This is a genomic window from Algirhabdus cladophorae (assembly GCF_044772865.1).
Lineage (GTDB): Bacteria > Pseudomonadota > Alphaproteobacteria > Rhodobacterales > Rhodobacteraceae > Algirhabdus > Algirhabdus cladophorae.
Window position 1 is genome coordinate 3,703,326 of the sequence record NZ_CP173029.1, and the last position, 20,264, is coordinate 3,723,589.

Consider the following 20,264-nt stretch of genomic DNA (forward strand, 5'->3'; position numbering starts at 1 on the left):
CCTTTGTTTGCAGGCTTTACCCCACAGTCATTTTCCAGATTTTAAACGATGTTCAGTAGAACAAGGACGGCAACCACAACGCCAATTGTGGGAAGATCAGCAGCAATGCCAGCATCACAAACATGGTCACAACAAAGGGCAGTGCGCCTTTCATGACATCCATCATTGCGCCTGATTTGCGGATGCCCTGCACCACGTAAAGGTTGATGCCGATGGGCGGTGTGATTAGCGCTGTTTCCAAAAGGACCATTAGCAAAATCCCGAACCAGACCGGATCAAAGCCCAATGCGACGACAATCGGTGTAATCAACGGGGCCATAGTGAGTAGCATGGACAGGGTTTCCATAAAGCACCCGATGAGGACCAAGACGGCGACGATCACCAACATGGTTTGCATAGGCGACCAGCCCAGACCTGTGACGAAATCCGTTAAGGCTTGGGTCAGGCCGATGATCGACAGGACGAAATTCAAGAATACGGCTGCAACAATGATCAGCATGATCATAGCGGTTGTGCGCATCGTGCCTTCGATGGCTTGGCGCATCATGTCGATGCTCAGTTTGCCGTTCAGGGCAGCGAGGCCCATTGCGGCGACTACGCCTAAGGCGGCAGCTTCGGTTGGGGTGGCGATACCTGCATAGATGGACCCGACCACGACCAAAAAGATGCCAAGCGGTGGGATCAAGGCGGGCAGGGCGTGTAGCCGTTCGCCCCAACTGTAGCGCAGGCTTTCCCCGCCCCAGCCGGGCTTTATCAGGCACAAAACCACGATTGTGGCCATAAACAACGCTGCCAACACAAAGCCGGGCAAAAATCCTGCGAGGTAGAGTTCGGGCACAGATGTGTTGGTCAAAAGACCGTAAAGGATCAGGTTGATTGAGGGCGGGATCAGGATGCCTAAGGTGCCGCCAGCGGCGATTGTGCCGAGAAACAGCGGCTCGTTATACCCTCGCTTTTGGATCTGTGGGACGGCGACTGTGCCGATGGTTGCTGCCGTTGCCACGGACGAGCCTGATGTCGCCGCAAAAAGGGCTGATGATCCGATATTTGAATGCATCAATCCACCGGGCAACCAGCCGAGCCATTTGACGATGCCATCGTACATCCGCTCGGTGATGCCCGCGCGTAAAAGGATCTCACCCAGCATTACGAACATCGGGATCGCGACCAAAAGGAAATCCGTGCTGGTCTGCCAAGCCATATCGGAAATCGCGCGGTGCAGCGGCATTGGGCTGTCGGTGGAGGATAGGATCAAGCCAAGCCAGCCCAGCGAAGCAGCAATTGGAACAGCCAGTGCAATCAGTGCCAGCAAAATGAGGAGGGTTTTGGTCAGCATGGCTTAGACACTTTCGTCTTTGATTTGTTCGTCGATAGATTTGACGCCGATCAGGTCCTGGACCCCGTCCAGATCGCCCTTCATCCAGCGCTTGATCGCCACAAGACCCAGCAAAACACCTGTTGCGACAAACAGGATCCAACCGAACAGCCACGGGATTTGTGGAATAGCCAGTGGGACGCGCATTGGGGTGATGGATCGGCTGCCGTGTTGCAATGTGTCTGCAACCATGCCCCAGACCATCGTGGCCACTACGGCGGCAAATCCGATTAGTAGTGCGAGGCCCAATAGGTTCAGCCACGGGTGCAGTTTGCGCGGCAAGACACCGATGAGCGCATCCACCCGAATATGGGCCCGCTCGAACAGGGCAAAGCTCAGGGCAAAGGCCGTGGCCACACCAAAGGCGTAGCCGGAAATTTCGTCAGCGCCGCCAAGCGAGATGTTGAAAAGCTTGCGCAAGAAAACCTCTAGAGTGACCAAGAAAGCCGACAGGACGATCAATGTGCCACCAAGCCATGTCAGCCAGAGGCTAAGTTTACGTGTGCCGGAGAGAAGGGATTCAAGCATAACAGCGGGCCTTTAGACAAAGAAAGGGCGGCCAATACATCAGATCAGCCGCCCTTAGCGGGGTTATTTTGCGGAAGCAGTCAGACCAAGGATCGGGCCAACAGTTTCGTTCCAATTGGCTGCACATTCTTCGCCACAACGTTCCGCCCAGCGGGCCAGCACCACATCTGTAGCGATCTTGTCGCGGGCAGCCAGATCTGAGGCGCTGGGTTCCACCAGCTTCATCGACCCTTTTTCACCAATAGCGCAGTCGCCCCCAGTGATGCAGGAAATTGCAACGTCGTCTTCCAACGCTGTTTCGGCCCACATCCGATCGTTCAGTGCGGCGACTTCTGTTTGCATCAACGCCTGTTGATCAGCGGACATTGAATTCCATTTGTCCATGTTCATCGCCCCGAACGCGAGACCCCAACCGACGCGCAAGGTGTAGGCATGTGTGGCAACCTGTTGCCAGTTGGCAGTGTAAGCTGACATCGTGCCCGTGATGCCGCAATCAACCACGCCCTTTTCCAAGGCAGGGATCACTTCGCTGAAAGCTACGGTTACAGATGTACCGCCAACACCTTCAACGAAATCACCCAAAGTTGTGGCGTAAACGCGGACTTTCTTGCCGTTAAGATCCTCGATGCTGTTTACCTCGGCGTTGCACCATAGGGTTTGGCTGGGGAAGGGATACAGCATCAACAGTTTGGCGTTGTAAATTTCGGCAAATGCCTTTTCCAAGGTCGGGAAATAGGCCTCAGATACTTTGCGCTGCGTGTCGATGTCTTGGGTCAAGGACGACAGATCCGCCCCTTCAAAAATCGCGTTTTCAGCAGCCACATAACCGGGCAGGCCAAAAGCAAAATCAAACACACCGTTTTTGACAAGGCGCATAATCTCAAAACCTTTCAGGCCAAGACCGGATTGCGATTTGATCTCGCCCACGATGCCACCATCTGAGGCCTCGGCGAGGCGCTCATTAAAGAAGGGCTGTTCATGTTTTTGAAAGTTTGTCAGGCTGGACCACGTTCCCACGGCCTTGAGGACAACTGGGCTATCGGCCATGGCCGCGCCACTGGTCAGCGCCGCAGCGGCCACTGCGCAAAGTAGGTTTTTCATGATGTTTCTCCGTGTTGGTTTGGGTTTGTTGTGTGATTGGGAACCTCGGCCTGTTCATGCACGTCTGTGATCAGCATGTGACCGGGTTTATGGGTGATAAAGATCGGCAATTTGGCCGCCTCAATCGCGACCTGAGGCGTCACACCGCAGGCCCAAAAGACCGGGACCTTGTCGCCCTTGATAGAAACAGGATCGCCCCATTCAGGCTGCGAAAGATCGGTGATACCAATTTGGCCGGGATCCCCAATGTGGAGCGGGGCGCCATGTGCAAGGGGATAGTTTTTCGAGATTTTCACAACGCGATCCACGTCAGACGGATCAATCATTCGCAGGCTAACAACGGTTTTTCCGTGAAAGGGACCCGCAGCAATCGTTTCAATATTCGTTCTGAACATCGGAACGGTGGTGTTGTTATCGATATGCCAAAGTGGGATGGCGGCGGCCTGCAGGGCACGTTCAAACGTGAAGGAACATCCCAGCGCGAAGGCAACGAAATCATCCTGCCAAAGATCGGTGATGTCTGGCTGTTCTGCGTCCAAGATACCGTTGCGATAGATGTTGTAAGCCGGGATGTCGCGGCGAATGTCGATGTCTGCACCCAGCGTGAACATCATCGGATTGCCGGTGTCAGATACACCGACGAGGGGGCAGGGCTTGGGATTGCGCTGACAAAACCGCATGAAATCCAGAGCATGCTCCGCTGACATAATCGCTACATTCGTTTGTAGCGTGCCCCGGGCCAGACCGGCCGTATGGGCTGTGTAGTCGCCGTTGCGGATCGATTGCCGCAGCCGAAACTGGTCCCATGTTCTAATTTCTTCGTAGGCGTCGGCCATGTGAATGTCCCCGTTTCATCAAAAGATCAGGGGAATTAATCATAAAATCAAATTGAATATTTTTGGATATTCACATAATAAAATTTTATGATTTGCTAAAGGTATTGGCTACATCGAGGGCGATTTTAGCAGCGGTTTCAATCATATGGCTGCGCGGTTCCCCCAGATAGGAGGCGGAAAACTCCAATGGGCTGGGGCGCCAACCGGGATCGAACTCGCGAATCTTTCCAGTATCAACAAATTCTTTTCCCAACAGGCGGGGCAAAACCGCGATGCCCAAACCTGCCTCGACCAGGCGAAAGCAGGCGGATAGGGATGACGAAGGGAACAGCGAAACCGACGGCCCATACCGTTCAAACAGCATCTCTTTGACCTCGCGGTAAGGCCGCGTGTTTCGCGCATAAGTTAGTACAGGCTTTTGCATCAGGTTGGCGTCGTTGGCGGGCGTAGTGGCGGTGTACCACGCCAAATCAAAACCCGGCAGCACCACGTTATTGACTGAATATTCCGAGATTGGCCCTAGTAGAATTGCCAAATCAATCTCGCGGTTCAGCAGATTGCCACGCAAGGTTGTCGATATATCGACGTTCAGTTCGATCTTGAGTTTTGGGAACAGCCCGTGCAGGCGGGTGATCAAGTCTGGCAGCCAGCTTTGCGCGATTGTTTCGGACACGCCCAAACGCAGATGCCCTTCGATGCCATCCGGTGCGATTACAGCCTCTTCGACTTGTTGCGTCAGAAACTCAAATTGTTCAGCAAAGCCCAACAACAATTCCCCACGTTTGGTCAGGATCATGCCGTCAGGTCCGCGATCAAACAAAACGCAGTCCAGAGTTTCTTCGAGGTTTTTGATCCGTACAGTGATCGCAGGTTGGGTGAGGTTGAGGGCGGCGGCCGCTTTTCCAACGCCCTTGAGGCGAACCACGGCCAAAAAGGTTTTGATCTGATCAAGGGTCATCTATTGAGAGGGCGCTGAAAATTCGTCAAAGGCTTCGAGGGCTTTAGCCCCATATGCGATAGAGGGTCCGCCGCCCATATAGCCAATCATTTCCAACGCCTCGCACAGCTCTGCGCGGGTTGTGTCTAATCGCACCAACGATTTGACATGAAACGCGATGCAGCTGTCACATCGGGTCGAAATGGCGATACCCAAGGCGATCAGTTCCTTTGTCTTTTCACTTAGTGCGCCGTTCTTCTTGGCGGCTTGGGACATTGTGTTAAAGCCTGCAAACATCTCTGGCGTTTGCTTTTGCAATGTTGAAATGCGGCCCATCGTGTCCGCCATAAATTTGGTCCAGCTCATCTCATGTCCGTCCTATTTGCTTTCGTCAGCGCCCATTTTGCGTTCCAGCCAGCGCACAAAGAAACTGATGATCAAGACCAATACCAGATATTCCAAGATCAACAGCGAATAGATTTCCAGCGGGCGATATTCGGTCACAACCAATTCATTGGCGCGGCGTGTCAGTTCCTGCATCCCGATGACCGAGGCGAAGGCGGACATTTTAACGATATAGATAAATTGGTTGGCCAATGGGGGCAGGATGCGCTTGATCGCTTGGGGCAAGATCACGTAGCGCATGGTTTGGCGGTAATTCAGGCCAACGGTTTTTGCAGCCTCAGTTTGGCCCTTGCTGATTGATTGGATGCCCGAGCGGTAAATCTCGGCGGTAAAGGCGCTGTCGGAAATGGCGAGGGTCAGGATAGCGCCCCAAAACGCATCAATACTGACGGTGATCCCAATGGATTTAAGCACCACGGGCAGGCCATAGAACACCCAAAACAGCATGGGCAACAGTGGGATCGCCCGGATAAATTCGATGTAGATGCGTGATGGCAGCCGCACCCATCTGTTTGCCGACATACCCGGCAACGCGACCAGCAAACCGATACCCATCGACAGAACTGCAGCGATCACAGACAGCAAAATCGTGGCGCCAAACCCATTGAGGAGGAATTTTATATTCGACAGGCCATTGGGCGTGCTGGGATCGATTACATACCAGCCCCAAGTCCCTGCCGGCGCACCACATCCCGCGAGGATTAAGACGGTGCCAAGGGCAAAAAGTGTAAGAGGTTTCATCGGCGCGCCCCTAGTGCTGTAAAATCTGGCTTAGGAACAGTTTGCACCGCTCTGATTTGGGGTTTTCAAAGAATTCAGTGGGCGGACCTGTCTCGATGATCTCACCATGATCCATAAAGATCATGCGGTCTGCGGCCTTGCGGGCAAAGCCCATCTCGTGGGTGACAACAATCATTGTCATGCCTTCTTCGGCCAAATCGATGATGACATCCAAAACCTCAGAAATCATTTCAGGATCCAGCGCCGATGTAGGCTCATCAAAGAGCATGATTTTAGGTTCCATACATAGCGATCGCGCGATGGCCACGCGCTGTTGCTGACCGCCGGACAAGTTGCCGGGTTTTTTGTGTGCCTGATCCGGGATCTGGACCCGTTCCAGCAACGACATGGCGCGGTCTTGGGCCTCCTTTTTGGACAGCCCCAAGGCCTTGATCGGTCCAAGCGTCAGATTGTCGAGGATGGTCAAGTGCGGAAACAAGTTGAATTGCTGAAAGACCATCCCAACATCCGAGCGGATCGCATTAATGGAATCTGCATCTTTCATCTCGATGCCATCGACATTGATCGAACCCGAATTATGTTCCTCCAAAGAATTCACACAGCGGATCAATGTTGATTTGCCAGATCCGGAGGGGCCACAGACTACAATACGTTCTCCATGCTCGACAGTCAGATCGACATCTTTGAGGGCATGGTAGTCACCGTACCACTTGTTTAATCCAGTAATTTTGATTGCAGGGCCTGCATCCGTCATGGACCGCTCCTTGATAGTATAGTTACTGTGTTTATGACGTGATCTGTAAACAAAGCGATACAAAAAACTGTCAGACGAACTAGAATTCTTAACAATATCAACCAACAGGGAAGTACCCATGAAACTTTTTAAAACACTTGGCCTTGCTGCGACATTTGCTGTGTCGCTGCTGTCACTGCCTGCCACGGCGCAATCTGCTTTGAACGAAATTCTCAGCACGGGCACCTTGAAGGTTGGGACCACAGGCGACTGGAACCCGATGTCGGTGCGTGATCCGGCCACAAACAGCTACAAAGGCTATGACATCGACGTGATGACACAACTGGCTGCCGATTTGGGCGTCGAGTTGGAAATGGTGCCAACAGACTGGAAAACACTGGTCAACGGCGTCGTGGCGGGCAACTACCACATGACAGGATCGGCTTCGATCAGCCCTGCGCGCCTCAAGGCAGCGGGTTATTCGGACAGCTATATCGCCGTCGAGATTCTACCGTTCACAACTGCTGACAAAGCAGACCGGTTTGATGGTTGGGAGTCGATCAACAAAGGCGAGGTCAAAGTCGCAACCACTTTGGGCACAACCTTTGAGAAGAGCGTCCGCGCATGGTTCCCCAACGCAGAAATCATCGTTGTTGATGCCCCCGCACGTGGCTTCCAAGAGGTTCTGGCCGGTCGTGCGGATGCCTTCATTACCTCCAACATCGAAGGGTCTACTCTGCTAGAGAAATTCCCGAACCTACGTCAGGTCGAAGTTGGCACAGCCCGTGCTCCGACACCGATTGCGATGTTGCTGCCCCAGACCGATCAGGTTTGGATCAACTACGTCAACAGCTGGATCGAGTTGAAAAAGGCCCAAGGGTTCTTTGAAACAACCGCTGCGAAATGGGGTCTGTAATCAAAACAGGCATTGAATGACTGGAAAAGCGGCGCTGCGGTGCCGCTTTTTTGTTTTAGCCCCAAACCTCGGGGTTGATCATATGGATTGGGTCGCCCGCAGCGTAGGCGTTGATCTGATCGAAGATGTCGCTGAATTGCAGGTCAAACTCATCCTCGGTGACATAGCCGATATGGGGTGTTGGCAGTACGTTCGGATGGGTCAGTAGCGGGTGGTCTACCTGCCTCAAGGGTTCCGTATCAAACACATCAACGGCTGCAAAAATCCGGTTCTTTGCGATTTCCGCTTCTAGCGCGTTTTGCACGATGAGGCCCGAACGCGACGTGTTCACCAACAAGCTGCGTGGCTGCATCTGGGACAGATCGAAGGCAGTGATGATGCCGCGTGTTTCTGGTTTTAGACGCACATGTAGGCTGACGATATCAGAGGTGGCGAAAAATGCCTCGCGACTATCGGCAACCTTAACGCCGTCTGCGGTAGCGCGGGCGCGGCCTTCCTCTGAACTCCACCATTGGACATTCAAACCGATGGCTTGGGCATAGCTGGCCACAGCTTTGGCAATCCGCCCATATCCGTAAAGGCCTAGGGTTCGCCCCCTAAGAGTGCGGCCAACACCGGATTGCCAGTGCCCTGCGCGGATCGAAGCGGCCTGTTGTGGAATTTGGCGATAGCTGGCGAGGATCAGCGCAAGCGTGTGTTCTGCCGCGGCATAAGAGGGCGCGCCAGCATGCATGTTAGAACACAAAAGAACCCCATGATCGGTGCAGGCGGGGACATCCACATGAGGGTAAACGCTGCGTTGCGAGATCAGTTTGAGGTTTGGGAGACCTTTCAGCAAATCTGCACCAATCTTGGTGCGTTCGCGAAACAAAACCAATGCCTCTGCATCAGCTACGCGTTCGGCAAGGCGCTGGGGATCAGGTTCGTGGTCGGTCCATATGGTCACATCATGGGTGCGCAGTTTCTCAAAACAGGGCAGTGTTTTGAGCGTGTCGAACCAATCGTCAAGGATATGTACTTTCATCCGACTAGGAATTGTCCCAAATGGCTTTGGAGATGAACACATGCCCGGCTGCGATTTTTCGTGCAGTGCGAACAAGGCCCGCTGATTGTACCACAAACCCGTCTTGGCCCGTTTCAAAGGCCACATTGACCTCTATTTTGCCCGAAGGATGTTCCAAGACTACCGTGTAGGGTGAAGCGTTTGGTAGCGCAAAGTCGGCCACCGTTCCGGGTGTCAGGATGCAAGACGCCAAACATTGGGCGCCAGTGACGGCCATACTGGGATGACAGTTCCATGGCATGAAATAGCGCGTAGCCATCGTGCCACCGTCACGTGCCGGGGCAAGGAGGCCAAACTTCGGGGCGACAGATTTTGTTACATCGCCCATGCCCATTAAGGTGCCTGCCTTTACGCGCAGAGCTTCCATCCGCTCAAAAAAAGCGGTGTTTGCGTCCAGTTCGGCGGCCGTCTCGTACCCGGTTAGGCCAAAACTGGCTGCATTGGCGATCACCATAGGCATTGCAACGTCCATACAGGTGACATCGATGCCGTCGATCGTATCGACCAAGTTACCTGTGGGCAGGAACGCACCTGTCACACCGCCAACGGTTTCCATGAATTGCACGGCAACTGGTGCTGATGTGCCCGGAACCCCATCGATCCGCGCGGTGCCGTCATAGCTCACTTCGCCGTCAGGTGTCTGGACAATTGCGGCCACTTTAGCGCCAGTGTTGACGGCATGAATGTTGACGGTCGTCTCGCCAGATTGGGCAGGGATCAGCCCCATCTCGATCGCGGCGGGACCGACGCCTGTCAGGATATTGCCACAGGTTGGTTTGAAATCGACCAAGCGGTCTTCGACGCTGACTTGCGCAAAGAAATAGTCCACGTCCGCCCAATCATCCTCTGATTTGGATAGCATCGCCACCTTTGTGGTGACCGCAGCCCCGCCACCAATCCCATCGATATTCAGGCTATGGCCTGATCCGACGATTGCGATCAGCACCTCGGCTAAAGTATCCAGATCCTCGGGCAAATCGGCGCGGTTCATATACGGACCGCGCGATGTGCCGCCCCGCATAAAGTGGTATGGAATAGCTATCTGGGTCATGTGAAAGGCCACGGCAGATCAGCGTATTCCTGCAACAATCCGGGTGGGAAGTCGCGGTTCAACAACCATGCCATCCCCAGCATAAAAGCGATGCCTGCTGCTGTGTAGATCGTGGCAAAGACCATACTGACACCGGCGCGGACCTTCATGAAGGTGAAGAGGAAGATCGCCAGAGCAAGGATAAAGCCAAGCAGGGATGTCAGGATCAACAAAGCGGCAAACCACGCTAAGGTGGGCCATAGCCCGTAGGTTGCCGTGGCCTCATCCCCGTGACGTTCCCGATCTGCAAAGATCGTGTCGGTTTCAGGTTTCAACATCATTCGGATCACCAGCAATAGGCAGCCAAACAAGCAAACGCCTGCAACAAACATCGGGAATGTGCGGTCACGGCTATAGCTTGGGATCGAGGCTGCATCGTAGAATGCATAGGCGATGTATCCTGTGACGACCAACAAAAAGACCAGTGGTGCGCGTTTTGAACCGGACTGAACGTCGCCCTCGGCCATAATGTTTTTGGCTTGACGCAGGCCTAAGACGACGGACAGAACAGTGATCACCAACAAGACAATAACGATAGGGCTAAAGATATAATCCAGCCCATCTTCAAATCCTTTGCGGAACCGCGATTGGGCGATTTGCAACGCTTGGTTTGCATATGTTTCGGCTGGGTTGGACAGGACAAAGCCGATCAGGAACGCAGGTCGCGACCAATCAAAGCGGCGCATCATCAGGCCCAAAAAGCCGATAGCAAAGAGGGCTACCAGATCCATCAGGTTTTGGCCCGACTGGAAGGCTGCGAAGCTGATGATCATGAACAAAAAGGGTGCCAAAAGGGCAAAGCGGATCGTTGTCAGCTTTGCGATGCCACCCGAGGACGCGATACAAATGATCGTGCCAACCACGTTGGCCAGCGCCAACAGCCAAACGATAGAATAGGTGATATCGAGGTTGTTTTTCAGCATGGCAGGGCCGACTTCGATCTGGCCAGATCCCAAGAGGGCAATCGCCCCGATAAAGATCGCCATAGAACCGGAACCGGGGATCCCGAACAGTAATGTTGGCACCAGACCGCCGCCTTCTTTGGCGTTGTTCGAGCTTTCTGGCCCGATCACGCCGCGCACTTCGCCCTTACCAAAGTTTGATTTGTCTTTGGTTGTCTGAACGGCATGCCCGTAGGCAATCCAGTCCACAACAGATCCACCCAAACCGGGGATCACACCGACAACTACACCGATGATCGAACAGCGCACGGACAGCCAGATATTGGCGAACCAGTCTTTGACGCCGTCGATCCAACCGCCTCCCAGTTGAGGTTCTGAGGAAATGGCGCGGTCTTGACGCAGCAGCGAAATAATTTCGGGAATGGCGAAAATACCAAGACCCACGATGACCAGTTTCAAGCCGTCCGTCAGGTAGGGAAAATCATAAGAGGACATACGCAGATCGCCGGATGATGCCCCTTCGCCAATGGTCCCGATCAGCATCCCCAGCCCGGCTGCCACGATGCCTTTAATCGCAACACGACCAGCAAGGATGCCGACCATCGACAGGCCAAAGATAGTGATCATCAACAATTCAGGCGTGCGGAATTCCAGTACGATGGGTCGCGCAATCAGAATGAAAATGGTTAGAAAGCTGGCACCGACAAGCCCACCAAATAGTGACGAGGCGAATGCTGCGGATAAGGCACGGGCCGCTTGCCCTCGTTTCGCCATTGGAAAGCCGTCTAATACGGTGGCTTGACTGGCCGATGATCCCGGTATCCCCATCAGTACGGACGCAAAAGTGTCAGAGGTTGGCACAACCGCGACCATCCCAACCATTAGTGCAAGGCCAAGGATCGGGTCCATCCCGAACATAAATGGCAAAAGCAAAGACAGGCCGGCAATCCCGCCCAAACCGGGAAAGACCCCAATACAAAGACCCATAACAACGCCTAAGACCAGATAACCCAGAACGATTGGTTGAAGTATAAGTCCCCATGCATCGCCCAGCGCTGGCAATGCCTCCATGATTACGTTCATGACCCTCTCCCCTAATCTTGCTTAGTAAAACGCCCCGCCGTTGTAGGCAGGGCGTTCAATAAACAAGGCTTACTTCAGAGAAACGCCGTATTTTTCTTGCAGCCAGTTCACCACAAACTCTTTGGCTTCTGGTGACACTTCTGTGCCGCTAGCCATCGCTGTTTTCGCAGCATCGCCAGTCATCTGTGGGTATTTGCCCAAACGCTTGCTCGAGATTTCTGCGAAATCTGCACGGGCTTTTACGTCTTCAAATGCTTTGGTGTAAGTGACCATGGCATCTGCAGATGCGCCCGCTGGCAAGAAGACCATTTTTTGTGCTGGGAAACCTGCGATGAAGAAGGCTTTCCATGCATCCCACTTTTCGCCGGATGTTTCGCAGCCGTCTGTGGCCTCGCAAACTTCTTTGAATGTTGGCATGTCAGGGAATGTTGGATCGCGTACGATGTTTCCATCTGCGTCCAGTGCACCCCAACTCATCATTGGAACAGCATCGCCTGCTTCGACCAAGGGTGTCACGCCTGACAAGTAGGACGAGGACGTTTGATAGTCGATGTTGGCTTCGCCGCGCTCAAACATCAGACGGCCATCGCCGCGACCTTTGATGCCCATGACGCTTTCAACGTTCAGACCCAGCATTTCCCATGCCAATGTTGGCACCAGATCAAGACGTGTTGCGCCTTGGTTGCCGTAGATGAAGTCTTCACCTTGCAAGGGAGCGGCGTTCATACCGTCCATTTTGGCAGCCATTTCTGGCGGAAGATAGGCAACGCCACCTGTGCCGGAGGCCAGTACAACGTTCCAGTCAGCGTAGTTGTATTTTACGCGTGGATCGCCCAACAGGAATGGGAACTGAGTGGACCCGGATGAGCCAAAGATCAGTGTGCCATCGTCATATTCTTGCTCTTGGAAGAAGTTGGCACCTTTGGTGGAACCAGCACCTGGCATGAATTTGACAACTACTGTGGGCTGACCCGGCAGTGCTTCGGACAGCAATGGTGCGTAGAAGTTCGCCCATTTGGCTGAGCCGCCAGTTTCAGAGAATGGGATGATCCATTCAACTGTTTTGCCTTCCAGATCGATCCCGTGACCGCCTGCGTGAGCTTGAAGTGTGAAAGTCGCAGCAGCAGCGGCAACAAGGCCTACCGCCACGCGACGCGTGGTTTTGATAATGGACATATGTTCCTCCCTAAATGTCGATCACCTCTCCCAAGGTGACACCAAACAAATTCACCGATCTGTCCTAGATCAGTTGATAATAGGGGAATTAACGGAATAACCTTGCATGAAACTTTCGTCGGCGAAAAAATCATGCGCATCACTGTTGTGGAAGACAATATTGGCCTTGCCAAGGGGATTTCGTACCGCCTTGCGGACGCGGGCCATGCTGTCGACATGTTACATGATGGCACCGAAGCGCTGGCTTTTTTGCGCACAGATACCTCGGATCTGATTATCTTGGATATCAACTTGCCGGGCTTGGACGGGCTGAGCCTGCTCAAGGAGCTCCGTGCGCGTGATGACAGCCGGCCAGTGATTTTGCTAACGGCGCGGGCGCAAACGCAAGATCGTGTTGAAGGCTTGGATGCAGGTGCAGACGACTATTTGATAAAGCCGTTTGAAATGGCGGAACTAGAGGCGCGTGTGCGGGCCTTGTCGCGGCGGCGGTCTGTGCCACGTCGGCAAACCTTGGAAATTGGCGCGTTGCGGTTCGATCCGGCCTCGCGGCAATTGATGGCTGAGGGTGCGGCTTTGGACCTTCCGCGCCGTGAATTGGCTGTGTTTGAATGTCTGCTTGAGGCGCAAGAGCGGCTTGTGTCAAAAGCGGCCCTTTTGGACTACGCCTATGGGGTTGGCGCGGATGTGGAAGACAAGGTTGTCGAGGTCTATGTCTCACGGCTGCGTGCACGGCTAAAACCGTTTGGTGTCGCGATCAAATCCCAGCGGGGTCTTGGCTACCAGATGCGCTATGAGCCGCCACAATGAAGGTGCAATCCCTTCGGGCGCGGTTGATTTTGATCATTCTGACACCGCTTTTGCTGATCTCAACGGCGGCAGCCTATTGGCAATTTCGCAACGCCACCCTGCGCGCAGAAGAGATTTTTGACCGCGGTCTGTTGTCCGCGGCACTTGCGATCTCGCGCGATGTGACGGTGTCGGGCGGAGACGCATTGGGGATATCCACACGGCGTTTGGTCAGTGACACGTCGGGGGGTGAGCTATTTTATCACGTTTATGCACCGGATGGCGTGTTTGTGACGGGCTATGCCACACCGCCCGTTGGCCCCGTGTCACAAACCGATACGCCACAAGATGCCCTTTATTACGACGCGGTTTATCAAGGCAAAGACGTTCGGGTTTTGCGGTTTTTGGATGCAACGATCGTCGGGGACGTGTCAGGGGTATTCACCATTACAACCTGGCAGGACATGCAGGTGCGTGCGGGCTTTATTCGCGACGTGGTGACCCGCGCCTTTGGGGTGATTTTTGTTTTGGTGGTTAGTGTGGCTTTGGTTGTTTGGTTTGGTGTCGGAATTGGTTTGCGGCCGCTGCTGGATCTGCAAGACGCCATTGGCAAGCGCAACCCCAACGAATTGGATCCGATCCGGCGCGATGTCCCAATCGAGGCACAAGGCATCGTTTCGACGTTGAACATTCTTTTGGATCGCATCTCACGGCGGATCAGTTCAAAGGATGAATTTATATCCAACGCGGCGCACCAATTGCGCAATCCCATTGCGGGTGTCTTGGCCCTAGCTGAGTCGGTGGAAACCGCCCCGACCGCCAAAGAAAGCAAATTGCGCAGTCGCGAGCTGGTCATTGCCGCCCGCAACGCCACGCATTTGACCAATCAGTTGCTGTCTTTTGAACGGGCTAAGGGATCGGACACCACAGTCAATGGGGCGGTTTGGGACGCAAAGGATATTCTGACAGCTGCGATTGAACGATTTGAGCGGCAATCTAAAGACAAACGGTTCGAGATTACTGTGATCCGGCTAGAGCAGTCTTTGCAGATATGGGCCGACAGGGTGATGCTGGAAGAAGTCTTCTTGAACCTGCTGACCAACTGCGTGGTCCATGGTGGCCCAAAAATGACAGAGATTACCGTCACGCTGTCGCGCAAGGATGATTGGGCCAAGATTATTATCCAAGACAACGGGGTCGGCATTGATCCGGGCGATCATATGCTGGCAATCGGTCGTTTCAGTCAGGCAAATGCAGGGCCGGGCAGTGGTTTAGGACTACCAATCGCGGCCCGTGTTGTGGAAAATCACAAAGGTCATTTAGAGCTGCATCCCAACCAAGGCGGCGCAGAAATTTCAGTGCTATTGCCATTGAGGCAGGCCTGAACCCGTTTGGTTCAACGGTGCGGGTTCTTGTTGTTGCGACGATGCGGTCTTTTTGACGAGGGTGTCGGTGTGGGTGTGTTTGGCCGTCGGTCTTCGACCTGCAAGATACCAACGATCAATCCTGTCATGGTCAAAAACAAACCAGTGATCGCCACCAGCCATGGTTCAGACGAGGCGCGATCAAAAATTGAAATCGACAACTGATTAATGCGTTGCTGGCGATCAGTGGCACCGGGACCGATGATTTCAAGATGCTGTGCTTCGGTCGAGACATTCACCTGATACATCTCGCCATCAAAATAGGCCTGCCCGAACAAAACCGCTGTCTCGCGGATGTCCGAGTCTGTGGTGACGCCGCGCAGTGCGGATCCCGATGGGATCGTCAAAGGCGCGCCGGATAGGACATACACACGATTGCATGACGTATTTGGGGCGCGGCCCCACAGGGTAAAAAACGTCTCTTGGCATAAAACCTGTCGCACAACGGTTTGGATGCGACCAGAGATGAATTGCAGATCCGTGTCGACCAACAATTGACCTGCCCCGCTGATGCGCAATCCACGCCCCAACGATCCACCGCCATCCACTGAAATCGGTTCCGCACGCGGCGCAAATCCAGACACGCCGGTGCTGGTATCAGCAGACTGGCAAAGCTCGGAAGCGGCGATATTTATAGCGTCGGTCAGAACCATATCAGTGGGCTGCGCGCCTGGATTCAATAAGTCTTGCGTTGACTCTGATCCCTCAGATCTGCCGACTTGTGGATCTGCAAGATCAACCAGGGCCCAGCCGTTGGTCAGAAAGCTCACGGATCCGGCGGCCTGGCCATCCTCTGGAAGGATCCTGAGGTTTTGTCGCCCTTCAAGCACACCAAAATCCAAGGTTGCCCCTTTTAAGGGGGTCACGTAGCCCGAAAAACAAAACGCTTGGGGGTCGGTTTTTGTGTTGTCCTTCAAGAAGGCGTTGCCGCTTTGAAGGTTAACATTCTGGACAAAAATGCTGCTGCGCTCCGGTGTTGCGGTTTTGAATTGCAAGCGGCTGGTGGTTGCTTCGACGACAAAGAGTGCAGTGTTGCTGCCTTGGACAAAAAACGCGGTATAAAACGCAACAGTTACAGCAAAGAGCACGCACCAAATGATCGCCAAAATTGGAAAGGTCTTACACAGACGTCTGACCGCGCGACTGATCGAAAACCAGCTCAAAATAGTCCTCATGGGCTGTCAGCGATCGGAGGGATTGTGACACGGGCACGGTAGATGTCCTTTTTGTCATTCGCTTGGGGGCGGATGACGGTCAGTTGGACTTCATAAAGCGAAAAGGCGTCTTTTGGCAGTGTGTCCAAATCGAAGGTGCAGTCATATCCATGGCTGAGCCTGATTGTGGTTTTGCAGTCAAACTCAACAAGGTTTTCACCGGTAGCGTTTTCCGTTTGTGGATCGATACCAAACAATTCGGCCTTGACCGAGGCGTTGCCAAGTTCAAACACAGCTAGAAACTTTTTGGGCGCGTCACTGATGGCCATGGGGACATAGTAGATTGACCCACGTGCCCCACAATCCTGTGACAGAAATCCGCGCATCAGCATCAGTTTTTCGGTGTATTGATCGTCGATGCGGTTGGCGTCGGTGGCTTCGATGGTCAGTGTTTTCATGGTTGAGGCGATATCGTTTGTGCCTTCGACAAGACTGTTGCCGTTGTTAAAGGCAAAATAGAAGCCGTTGGTGGTTCTTACTTCGACACAAAAAAGGGCCGCACTTTCGGGTAGTTTTTCCGGAACCAAAATTGGCGCAAACTTTAGCTTGTCTACCTCGATCACTTGGTCTTCGTCGGCTGAAGTCAGTTGGAACGCGCTGAACAGTTGCGAAGTCGTTGTGCGGTGCTTGATATTGCCGCTCATCGTGTTGCTGCTTTCGTCGATGGATTCCTCCAACTCCACACTGCCCTGAACAGAGAGAGGTTTGAAATCTGCAAAAGAAGCTGTGGCCGTCATAGAAAATAGCATGCAAAAAAGGGGTCGCAGGATCTTCATGTGAGGCTCCTTAGAAATTCTTTTGAACAAAATCAGATGGGGGAACACCGCCATCGTAGCGTTGCCACCCGAAGGTAATGTTGGTGCCATCGGCAAAGTAGTTTTCTGCCAAGGTTTGATAAAAGATATCGATCGAAGTTGGCGGAATAGATTTTCTGCGCTCACCTTTTGGCGTCACCGTCATCGATTTGACGACGGAATTAAGAACGAAACTGGAGTCTGGGCTGACCTGATCCACCACAGGCCTGTTGCGGTCATTATCGTATGTCAGTCTTTCGATGCCCATGTCGCCCAAAGCCGCGGCGATAATACAGTTCCGGACGGCTTGACCCTCGCCATCGTCCGACACGCCATTCTGGGTACGGATCGCCAAGGCCTCGTTACGGCTTTCGCTGTCGAAACGACAGGCTTGTGGGGCCAATCGCCAGTCCGCATTCAACGCATCGTCCACAGAAGTGTCTGCAACATTGGCCAAATTAAACTGCCCATTGATCGTATCATAAAGGATGTGCGGGATTTGCAGAAAGCTGCGCCCGGGCAAGTTTTTATCGCGGGCGGCGTTGATGCTGAGGCGTTCGACCTGCTGACGGACATCGACGAAAATATCCAACAGAGGACGATTTTCGCGGATCATCGGGGCAAAAGCGCGGGTAAAGACGGACAGGATCGGGTCCGCGTCCTGTTTTTCTGTGCTGTAGACATAGTCATAGGCGACACCGCGCGGGGAAGAAGCATAGAGCACCAGAACTTCGGGAACCGAGGTATCGAAGTTTGGCTTTGCTGGGGCGCGATTGGCTTCGCTTGATATCGGTTCGTCGCCGCACGCATTAATGATCAAAATGATGCGTTCTGGATTGCCCAATGACAACTGCTGTACGATCTCGGACAGTTCGATAGAGCCTGTGCGCATATCGGCAAAGGATGTGAACGCGCCGTCTTCTGGGATGCCGACCACATAGTTGCTGGGCCCGTCAGAAAAGCCGTGACCGTTGAAAATAAACACAACCTCGGACCCGGGCGTGATTTGTTTGCTGGCGATGGTCAGATCGTTGCGCAAGGCGCTGACTGTGCGTTGCGTGTTGTCTTGGTTGAGGATCTGCCAGCCCATCGCGCCCAAGGCATCCACATATAGGCGCGCATCATTGGCAGGGGATTCGAGATTTAGCCGGGAACCGGGCAATAACCTACTGTTGTCCTTGGTGCGTTCATAGGCGGAATTACCAACGACAAACGCAAACCTGTCGGGGGCGTTTTGCGCCAGCATCATTTTTGGCGCCAAGAGGATCAGACAGCAGATCCAAGCGATGCGGATCAAACGATTTCCCATGGCTTACAGCCTATTAAGAACGCGGGCCGAGCAGGCATAAATGTCGCTGCGGTTGGACGCATTCAGAATATCGACCTCGCGCCATTTGGGATGGCTGCCGCTGGCAGGCGATTGACGGCTTTCCAAGCCATTGACGATACCGCGCGTCAAATCCTCGATCAGGTCGCAGTAGGGATTGCGTTCGTCATAGTCGAAAGTCACCAGCAAAGCCGTGACAGCAAGGGTTTCAACCGGACGGTTCAACCAAGGATATTGTTCCGGTGTCAGAAACGCTTTGCGATAGGGCGAGTTTGGAATTGCCAAAAGATCGTCTTGGTTGGTGATCGGCACCAATGTGACGGGTGCCGGGTTTTCCAAAGACAAACCCAGTTTGCTGGGCGCACCGGACACATCAAACAACACATCATATCCGGGGCCCATGTTTGGCAATTCCAGCTTGGCTGCCACGTTTTGCCAATTATCCAGATCATCGCCGTAGCCGATTTGTTCGAACAGCCACCGTGCGGTTAGATTGGTGCCGCTTGTTTCGCTACCAGCGTTCACCAAAAGGCCCTCGGCCCGCATTTCTTCCAATGTGCGAACGTCGCGTTCCACGTCGGCATAGATATGAATTTCTTCGCCATAAAGCGGCATAACCACTTTGATCCGATCGACGATGCTTTCCAAAACGCCGTTGCCTTTGGCCCGGTCGCGCAACTGTTCCAAGACATCCGCTTGCACAAGGGCCAATTGGTAGAACTTTTGTTCGCTTTGTCCCTCGTACCCAATCAAACGGCGGAGATTTTGTACCGAACCCGCGCTTTCGACGATTTCAAAGGACGCACCGGGCAGCATCGCTGCGATCTCTTCTGCAAAACGGAAATAGGTACCGGTTGAGGATCCCGCAGTGATCGTCAGCGTCAGCTCATCACTTTGCGCCGAAGCTGTGTTGGGCACTCCAGAGAGGGCGATCAGCATCGCTGTCGCTGTAGCCAGCTTGTTCCACCAAAGGTTTATGCCAAGACGACGCACCATACTAAAACTCCTATTCCGCATTAAATTCTGATTTCAAAGCCGCAACGAGGCCGAGTTGAGGATGTACCAAAAGCACACTTTGGGGATTGGTCCATGCGGCATTGATCATCGCAACCAGTACTCCGCTGCGATCGATCTGGCCGATGACCACGCTGGCATCTTGCCAGTCGGTTAAGTTGATCCCTACTGGCGCACTCACCAATGTTATCTTGTCAATTTTGCCCAGATCAGGACGCTGTGCCAATTCGGATGCGAGGCGTTCCATTGTGGTGGCTTGATCTGCGACCGATTGAAAACGGGTCAGCACTGCGCCCAATTCGGGGGCTGCCAGTACCGCAGAAGGGGCGCTGTCGACGCGGTCTTGTCTGGCTTGAAGTTCGGTAAATTCGTTTTGCAGCGCGGTTATCCTGCGCGCAAGGCTGTCGCGTGATGTCTGAAGACGCTGCAAATTCAAATCAAGATAGCTGAGGGTGCCAGCACTCGATTGCTGGAGGTCGCATTGAAAGACAAACTTGGCCCGCTCTAATTCGGGCAGTTCTTCGCAGCTGGCCGCAACCGGGGGTGCTGTGAACCATTCCCACAACCGGGCCTGTTGGGCGATGCGGCGTTGTTCGCGGCGCGCTTCCAATTCGGCGACAAAGGGGTCCAATTCGAATTCCAAATATGCAAAAGCGCATTTTTCGTATTTCCCACGTTCGAGGACTGGGATCTGATCACAGACAACCTCATCGACGGGGTTGGGAAACTGATCCGTCAGCATGTCGGCCACGGCCCCGTTCGCAGAAAACAGGCAAAGGAAAATGGAAATACAACGTTTCAAATGCATCGTCTAAATCG

At 53.6% G+C, this 20,264-nt stretch carries 20 protein-coding genes; 3 read left to right on the plus strand and 17 right to left on the minus strand.

Annotated elements, in window-relative coordinates; all coding sequences use genetic code 11:
• Nucleotides 1-52: 52 nt before the first annotated feature.
• The 8 genes from ACIRQ6_RS18020 to ACIRQ6_RS18055 form a co-directional block, all read right to left on the minus strand.
• Nucleotides 53-1,336, minus strand: coding sequence for a TRAP transporter large permease (locus tag ACIRQ6_RS18020; RefSeq protein WP_420862001.1), 1,284 nt, complete (start codon nt 1,334-1,336; stop codon nt 53-55).
• A 3-nt stretch (nt 1,337-1,339) separates the two neighbouring features.
• Nucleotides 1,340-1,903 carry a TRAP transporter small permease subunit gene (locus ACIRQ6_RS18025; RefSeq protein WP_420862002.1) on the minus strand — a complete coding sequence of 188 codons (564 nt, stop codon included), beginning with the start codon at nt 1,901-1,903 and terminating at the stop codon, nt 1,340-1,342.
• A gap of 63 nt (nt 1,904-1,966) precedes the next feature.
• Complete coding sequence (locus ACIRQ6_RS18030; RefSeq protein WP_420862003.1) at nt 1,967-3,004, minus strand: TRAP transporter substrate-binding protein; 1,038 nt, start codon at nt 3,002-3,004, stop codon at nt 1,967-1,969.
• Nucleotides 3,001-3,840: a putative hydro-lyase gene (locus tag ACIRQ6_RS18035; protein ID WP_420862004.1), complete on the minus strand. Its 840-nt coding sequence runs from the start codon at nt 3,838-3,840 to the stop codon at nt 3,001-3,003. The genes ACIRQ6_RS18030 and ACIRQ6_RS18035 overlap by 4 nt, the downstream gene beginning before the upstream one ends.
• A gap of 85 nt (nt 3,841-3,925) precedes the next feature.
• On the minus strand, nt 3,926-4,798 hold the full coding sequence (locus tag ACIRQ6_RS18040; RefSeq protein ID WP_420862005.1) for a LysR family transcriptional regulator: 873 nt from the start codon (nt 4,796-4,798) through the stop codon (nt 3,926-3,928).
• Nucleotides 4,799-5,143 carry a carboxymuconolactone decarboxylase family protein gene (locus ACIRQ6_RS18045; protein ID WP_420862006.1) on the minus strand — a complete coding sequence of 115 codons (345 nt, stop codon included), beginning with the start codon at nt 5,141-5,143 and terminating at the stop codon, nt 4,799-4,801. It abuts the gene before it with no gap.
• Nucleotides 5,144-5,155: 12 nt separating this feature from the next.
• The gene (locus ACIRQ6_RS18050; RefSeq protein WP_420862007.1) at nt 5,156-5,923 is read right to left on the minus strand and encodes an amino acid ABC transporter permease; all 768 of its coding nucleotides are present in this window, start codon (nt 5,921-5,923) and stop codon (nt 5,156-5,158) included.
• A 10-nt stretch (nt 5,924-5,933) separates the two neighbouring features.
• Nucleotides 5,934-6,677, minus strand: a complete 744-nt coding sequence (locus tag ACIRQ6_RS18055; protein ID WP_420862008.1) for an amino acid ABC transporter ATP-binding protein — start codon at nt 6,675-6,677, stop codon at nt 5,934-5,936.
• A gap of 118 nt (nt 6,678-6,795) precedes the next feature.
• On the opposite strand from ACIRQ6_RS18055, the gene ACIRQ6_RS18060 reads away from it, so the two are divergent.
• On the plus strand, nt 6,796-7,572 hold the full coding sequence (locus ACIRQ6_RS18060; protein WP_420862009.1) for a transporter substrate-binding domain-containing protein: 777 nt from the start codon (nt 6,796-6,798) through the stop codon (nt 7,570-7,572).
• A 55-nt stretch (nt 7,573-7,627) separates the two neighbouring features.
• Here ACIRQ6_RS18060 and ACIRQ6_RS18065 read toward each other — a convergent pair whose 3' ends face one another.
• The 4 genes from ACIRQ6_RS18065 to ACIRQ6_RS18080 all read right to left on the minus strand — a co-directional run bounded on the left by ACIRQ6_RS18065 (nt 7,628) and on the right by ACIRQ6_RS18080 (nt 12,886).
• Nucleotides 7,628-8,596: a D-2-hydroxyacid dehydrogenase family protein gene (locus ACIRQ6_RS18065; RefSeq protein ID WP_420862010.1), complete on the minus strand. Its 969-nt coding sequence runs from the start codon at nt 8,594-8,596 to the stop codon at nt 7,628-7,630.
• A gap of 4 nt (nt 8,597-8,600) precedes the next feature.
• Nucleotides 8,601-9,686, minus strand: a complete 1,086-nt coding sequence (locus ACIRQ6_RS18070; protein WP_420862011.1) for a 4-oxalomesaconate tautomerase — start codon at nt 9,684-9,686, stop codon at nt 8,601-8,603.
• Nucleotides 9,683-11,710, minus strand: a complete 2,028-nt coding sequence (locus ACIRQ6_RS18075) for a tripartite tricarboxylate transporter permease (protein WP_420862012.1) — start codon at nt 11,708-11,710, stop codon at nt 9,683-9,685. The genes ACIRQ6_RS18070 and ACIRQ6_RS18075 overlap by 4 nt, the downstream gene beginning before the upstream one ends.
• A gap of 69 nt (nt 11,711-11,779) precedes the next feature.
• Nucleotides 11,780-12,886: a tricarboxylate transporter gene (locus tag ACIRQ6_RS18080; RefSeq protein ID WP_420862013.1), complete on the minus strand. Its 1,107-nt coding sequence runs from the start codon at nt 12,884-12,886 to the stop codon at nt 11,780-11,782.
• Nucleotides 12,887-13,018: 132 nt separating this feature from the next.
• Between ACIRQ6_RS18080 and ACIRQ6_RS18085 the strand changes: the two genes are divergently transcribed.
• A complete protein-coding gene (locus ACIRQ6_RS18085; protein WP_420862014.1) occupies nt 13,019-13,693 on the plus strand; it encodes a response regulator transcription factor in 675 nt (224 codons plus the stop codon).
• Nucleotides 13,690-15,057 carry an ATP-binding protein gene (locus ACIRQ6_RS18090; protein ID WP_420862015.1) on the plus strand — a complete coding sequence of 456 codons (1,368 nt, stop codon included), beginning with the start codon at nt 13,690-13,692 and terminating at the stop codon, nt 15,055-15,057. The genes ACIRQ6_RS18085 and ACIRQ6_RS18090 overlap by 4 nt, the downstream gene beginning before the upstream one ends.
• Before the next feature lie 11 nt (nt 15,058-15,068).
• On the opposite strand, the gene ACIRQ6_RS18095 is transcribed toward ACIRQ6_RS18090, so the two are convergent.
• Genes ACIRQ6_RS18095 through ACIRQ6_RS18115 form a run of 5 tightly spaced genes read right to left on the minus strand, consistent with a single transcriptional unit; the run spans nt 15,069 to nt 20,253 of the window.
• Nucleotides 15,069-16,271 (minus strand): hypothetical protein, encoded by a 1,203-nt coding sequence (locus ACIRQ6_RS18095; RefSeq protein WP_420862016.1) that lies wholly within the window; start codon nt 16,269-16,271, stop codon nt 15,069-15,071.
• Nucleotides 16,268-17,086: a hypothetical protein gene (locus ACIRQ6_RS18100; RefSeq protein WP_420862017.1), complete on the minus strand. Its 819-nt coding sequence runs from the start codon at nt 17,084-17,086 to the stop codon at nt 16,268-16,270. The genes ACIRQ6_RS18095 and ACIRQ6_RS18100 overlap by 4 nt, the downstream gene beginning before the upstream one ends.
• Nucleotides 17,087-17,096: 10 nt before the next feature.
• Nucleotides 17,097-18,413, minus strand: a complete 1,317-nt coding sequence (locus tag ACIRQ6_RS18105; RefSeq protein ID WP_420862018.1) for a caspase family protein — start codon at nt 18,411-18,413, stop codon at nt 17,097-17,099.
• 3 nt (nt 18,414-18,416) lie between these two features.
• Nucleotides 18,417-19,427, minus strand: coding sequence for a TAXI family TRAP transporter solute-binding subunit (locus ACIRQ6_RS18110; RefSeq protein ID WP_420862020.1), 1,011 nt, complete (start codon nt 19,425-19,427; stop codon nt 18,417-18,419).
• Nucleotides 19,428-19,437: 10 nt separating this feature from the next.
• Nucleotides 19,438-20,253, minus strand: a complete 816-nt coding sequence (locus ACIRQ6_RS18115; protein ID WP_420862021.1) for a hypothetical protein — start codon at nt 20,251-20,253, stop codon at nt 19,438-19,440.
• Nucleotides 20,254-20,264 lie beyond the last annotated feature (11 nt).

Coding starts and splice junctions, on each gene's coding strand:
- ACIRQ6_RS18115 (WP_420862021.1), bottom strand. CDS start 20,253: ATGCATTTGAAACGTTGTATTTCCATTTTCCTTTGCCTGTTTTCTGCG.
- ACIRQ6_RS18040 (WP_420862005.1), bottom strand. CDS start 4,798: ATGACCCTTGATCAGATCAAAACCTTTTTGGCCGTGGTTCGCCTCAAG.
- ACIRQ6_RS18085 (WP_420862014.1), top strand. CDS start 13,019: ATGCGCATCACTGTTGTGGAAGACAATATTGGCCTTGCCAAGGGGATT.
- ACIRQ6_RS18095 (WP_420862016.1), bottom strand. CDS start 16,271: ATGAGGACTATTTTGAGCTGGTTTTCGATCAGTCGCGCGGTCAGACGT.
- ACIRQ6_RS18035 (WP_420862004.1), bottom strand. CDS start 3,840: ATGGCCGACGCCTACGAAGAAATTAGAACATGGGACCAGTTTCGGCTG.
- ACIRQ6_RS18065 (WP_420862010.1), bottom strand. CDS start 8,596: ATGAAAGTACATATCCTTGACGATTGGTTCGACACGCTCAAAACACTG.
- ACIRQ6_RS18055 (WP_420862008.1), bottom strand. CDS start 6,677: ATGACGGATGCAGGCCCTGCAATCAAAATTACTGGATTAAACAAGTGG.
- ACIRQ6_RS18080 (WP_420862013.1), bottom strand. CDS start 12,886: ATGTCCATTATCAAAACCACGCGTCGCGTGGCGGTAGGCCTTGTTGCC.
- ACIRQ6_RS18060 (WP_420862009.1), top strand. CDS start 6,796: ATGAAACTTTTTAAAACACTTGGCCTTGCTGCGACATTTGCTGTGTCG.
- ACIRQ6_RS18105 (WP_420862018.1), bottom strand. CDS start 18,413: ATGGGAAATCGTTTGATCCGCATCGCTTGGATCTGCTGTCTGATCCTC.
- ACIRQ6_RS18020 (WP_420862001.1), bottom strand. CDS start 1,336: ATGCTGACCAAAACCCTCCTCATTTTGCTGGCACTGATTGCACTGGCT.
- ACIRQ6_RS18110 (WP_420862020.1), bottom strand. CDS start 19,427: ATGGTGCGTCGTCTTGGCATAAACCTTTGGTGGAACAAGCTGGCTACA.
- ACIRQ6_RS18025 (WP_420862002.1), bottom strand. CDS start 1,903: ATGCTTGAATCCCTTCTCTCCGGCACACGTAAACTTAGCCTCTGGCTG.
- ACIRQ6_RS18075 (WP_420862012.1), bottom strand. CDS start 11,710: ATGAACGTAATCATGGAGGCATTGCCAGCGCTGGGCGATGCATGGGGA.
- ACIRQ6_RS18100 (WP_420862017.1), bottom strand. CDS start 17,086: ATGAAGATCCTGCGACCCCTTTTTTGCATGCTATTTTCTATGACGGCC.
- ACIRQ6_RS18030 (WP_420862003.1), bottom strand. CDS start 3,004: ATGAAAAACCTACTTTGCGCAGTGGCCGCTGCGGCGCTGACCAGTGGC.
- ACIRQ6_RS18090 (WP_420862015.1), top strand. CDS start 13,690: ATGAAGGTGCAATCCCTTCGGGCGCGGTTGATTTTGATCATTCTGACA.
- ACIRQ6_RS18070 (WP_420862011.1), bottom strand. CDS start 9,686: ATGACCCAGATAGCTATTCCATACCACTTTATGCGGGGCGGCACATCG.
- ACIRQ6_RS18050 (WP_420862007.1), bottom strand. CDS start 5,923: ATGAAACCTCTTACACTTTTTGCCCTTGGCACCGTCTTAATCCTCGCG.
- ACIRQ6_RS18045 (WP_420862006.1), bottom strand. CDS start 5,143: ATGAGCTGGACCAAATTTATGGCGGACACGATGGGCCGCATTTCAACA.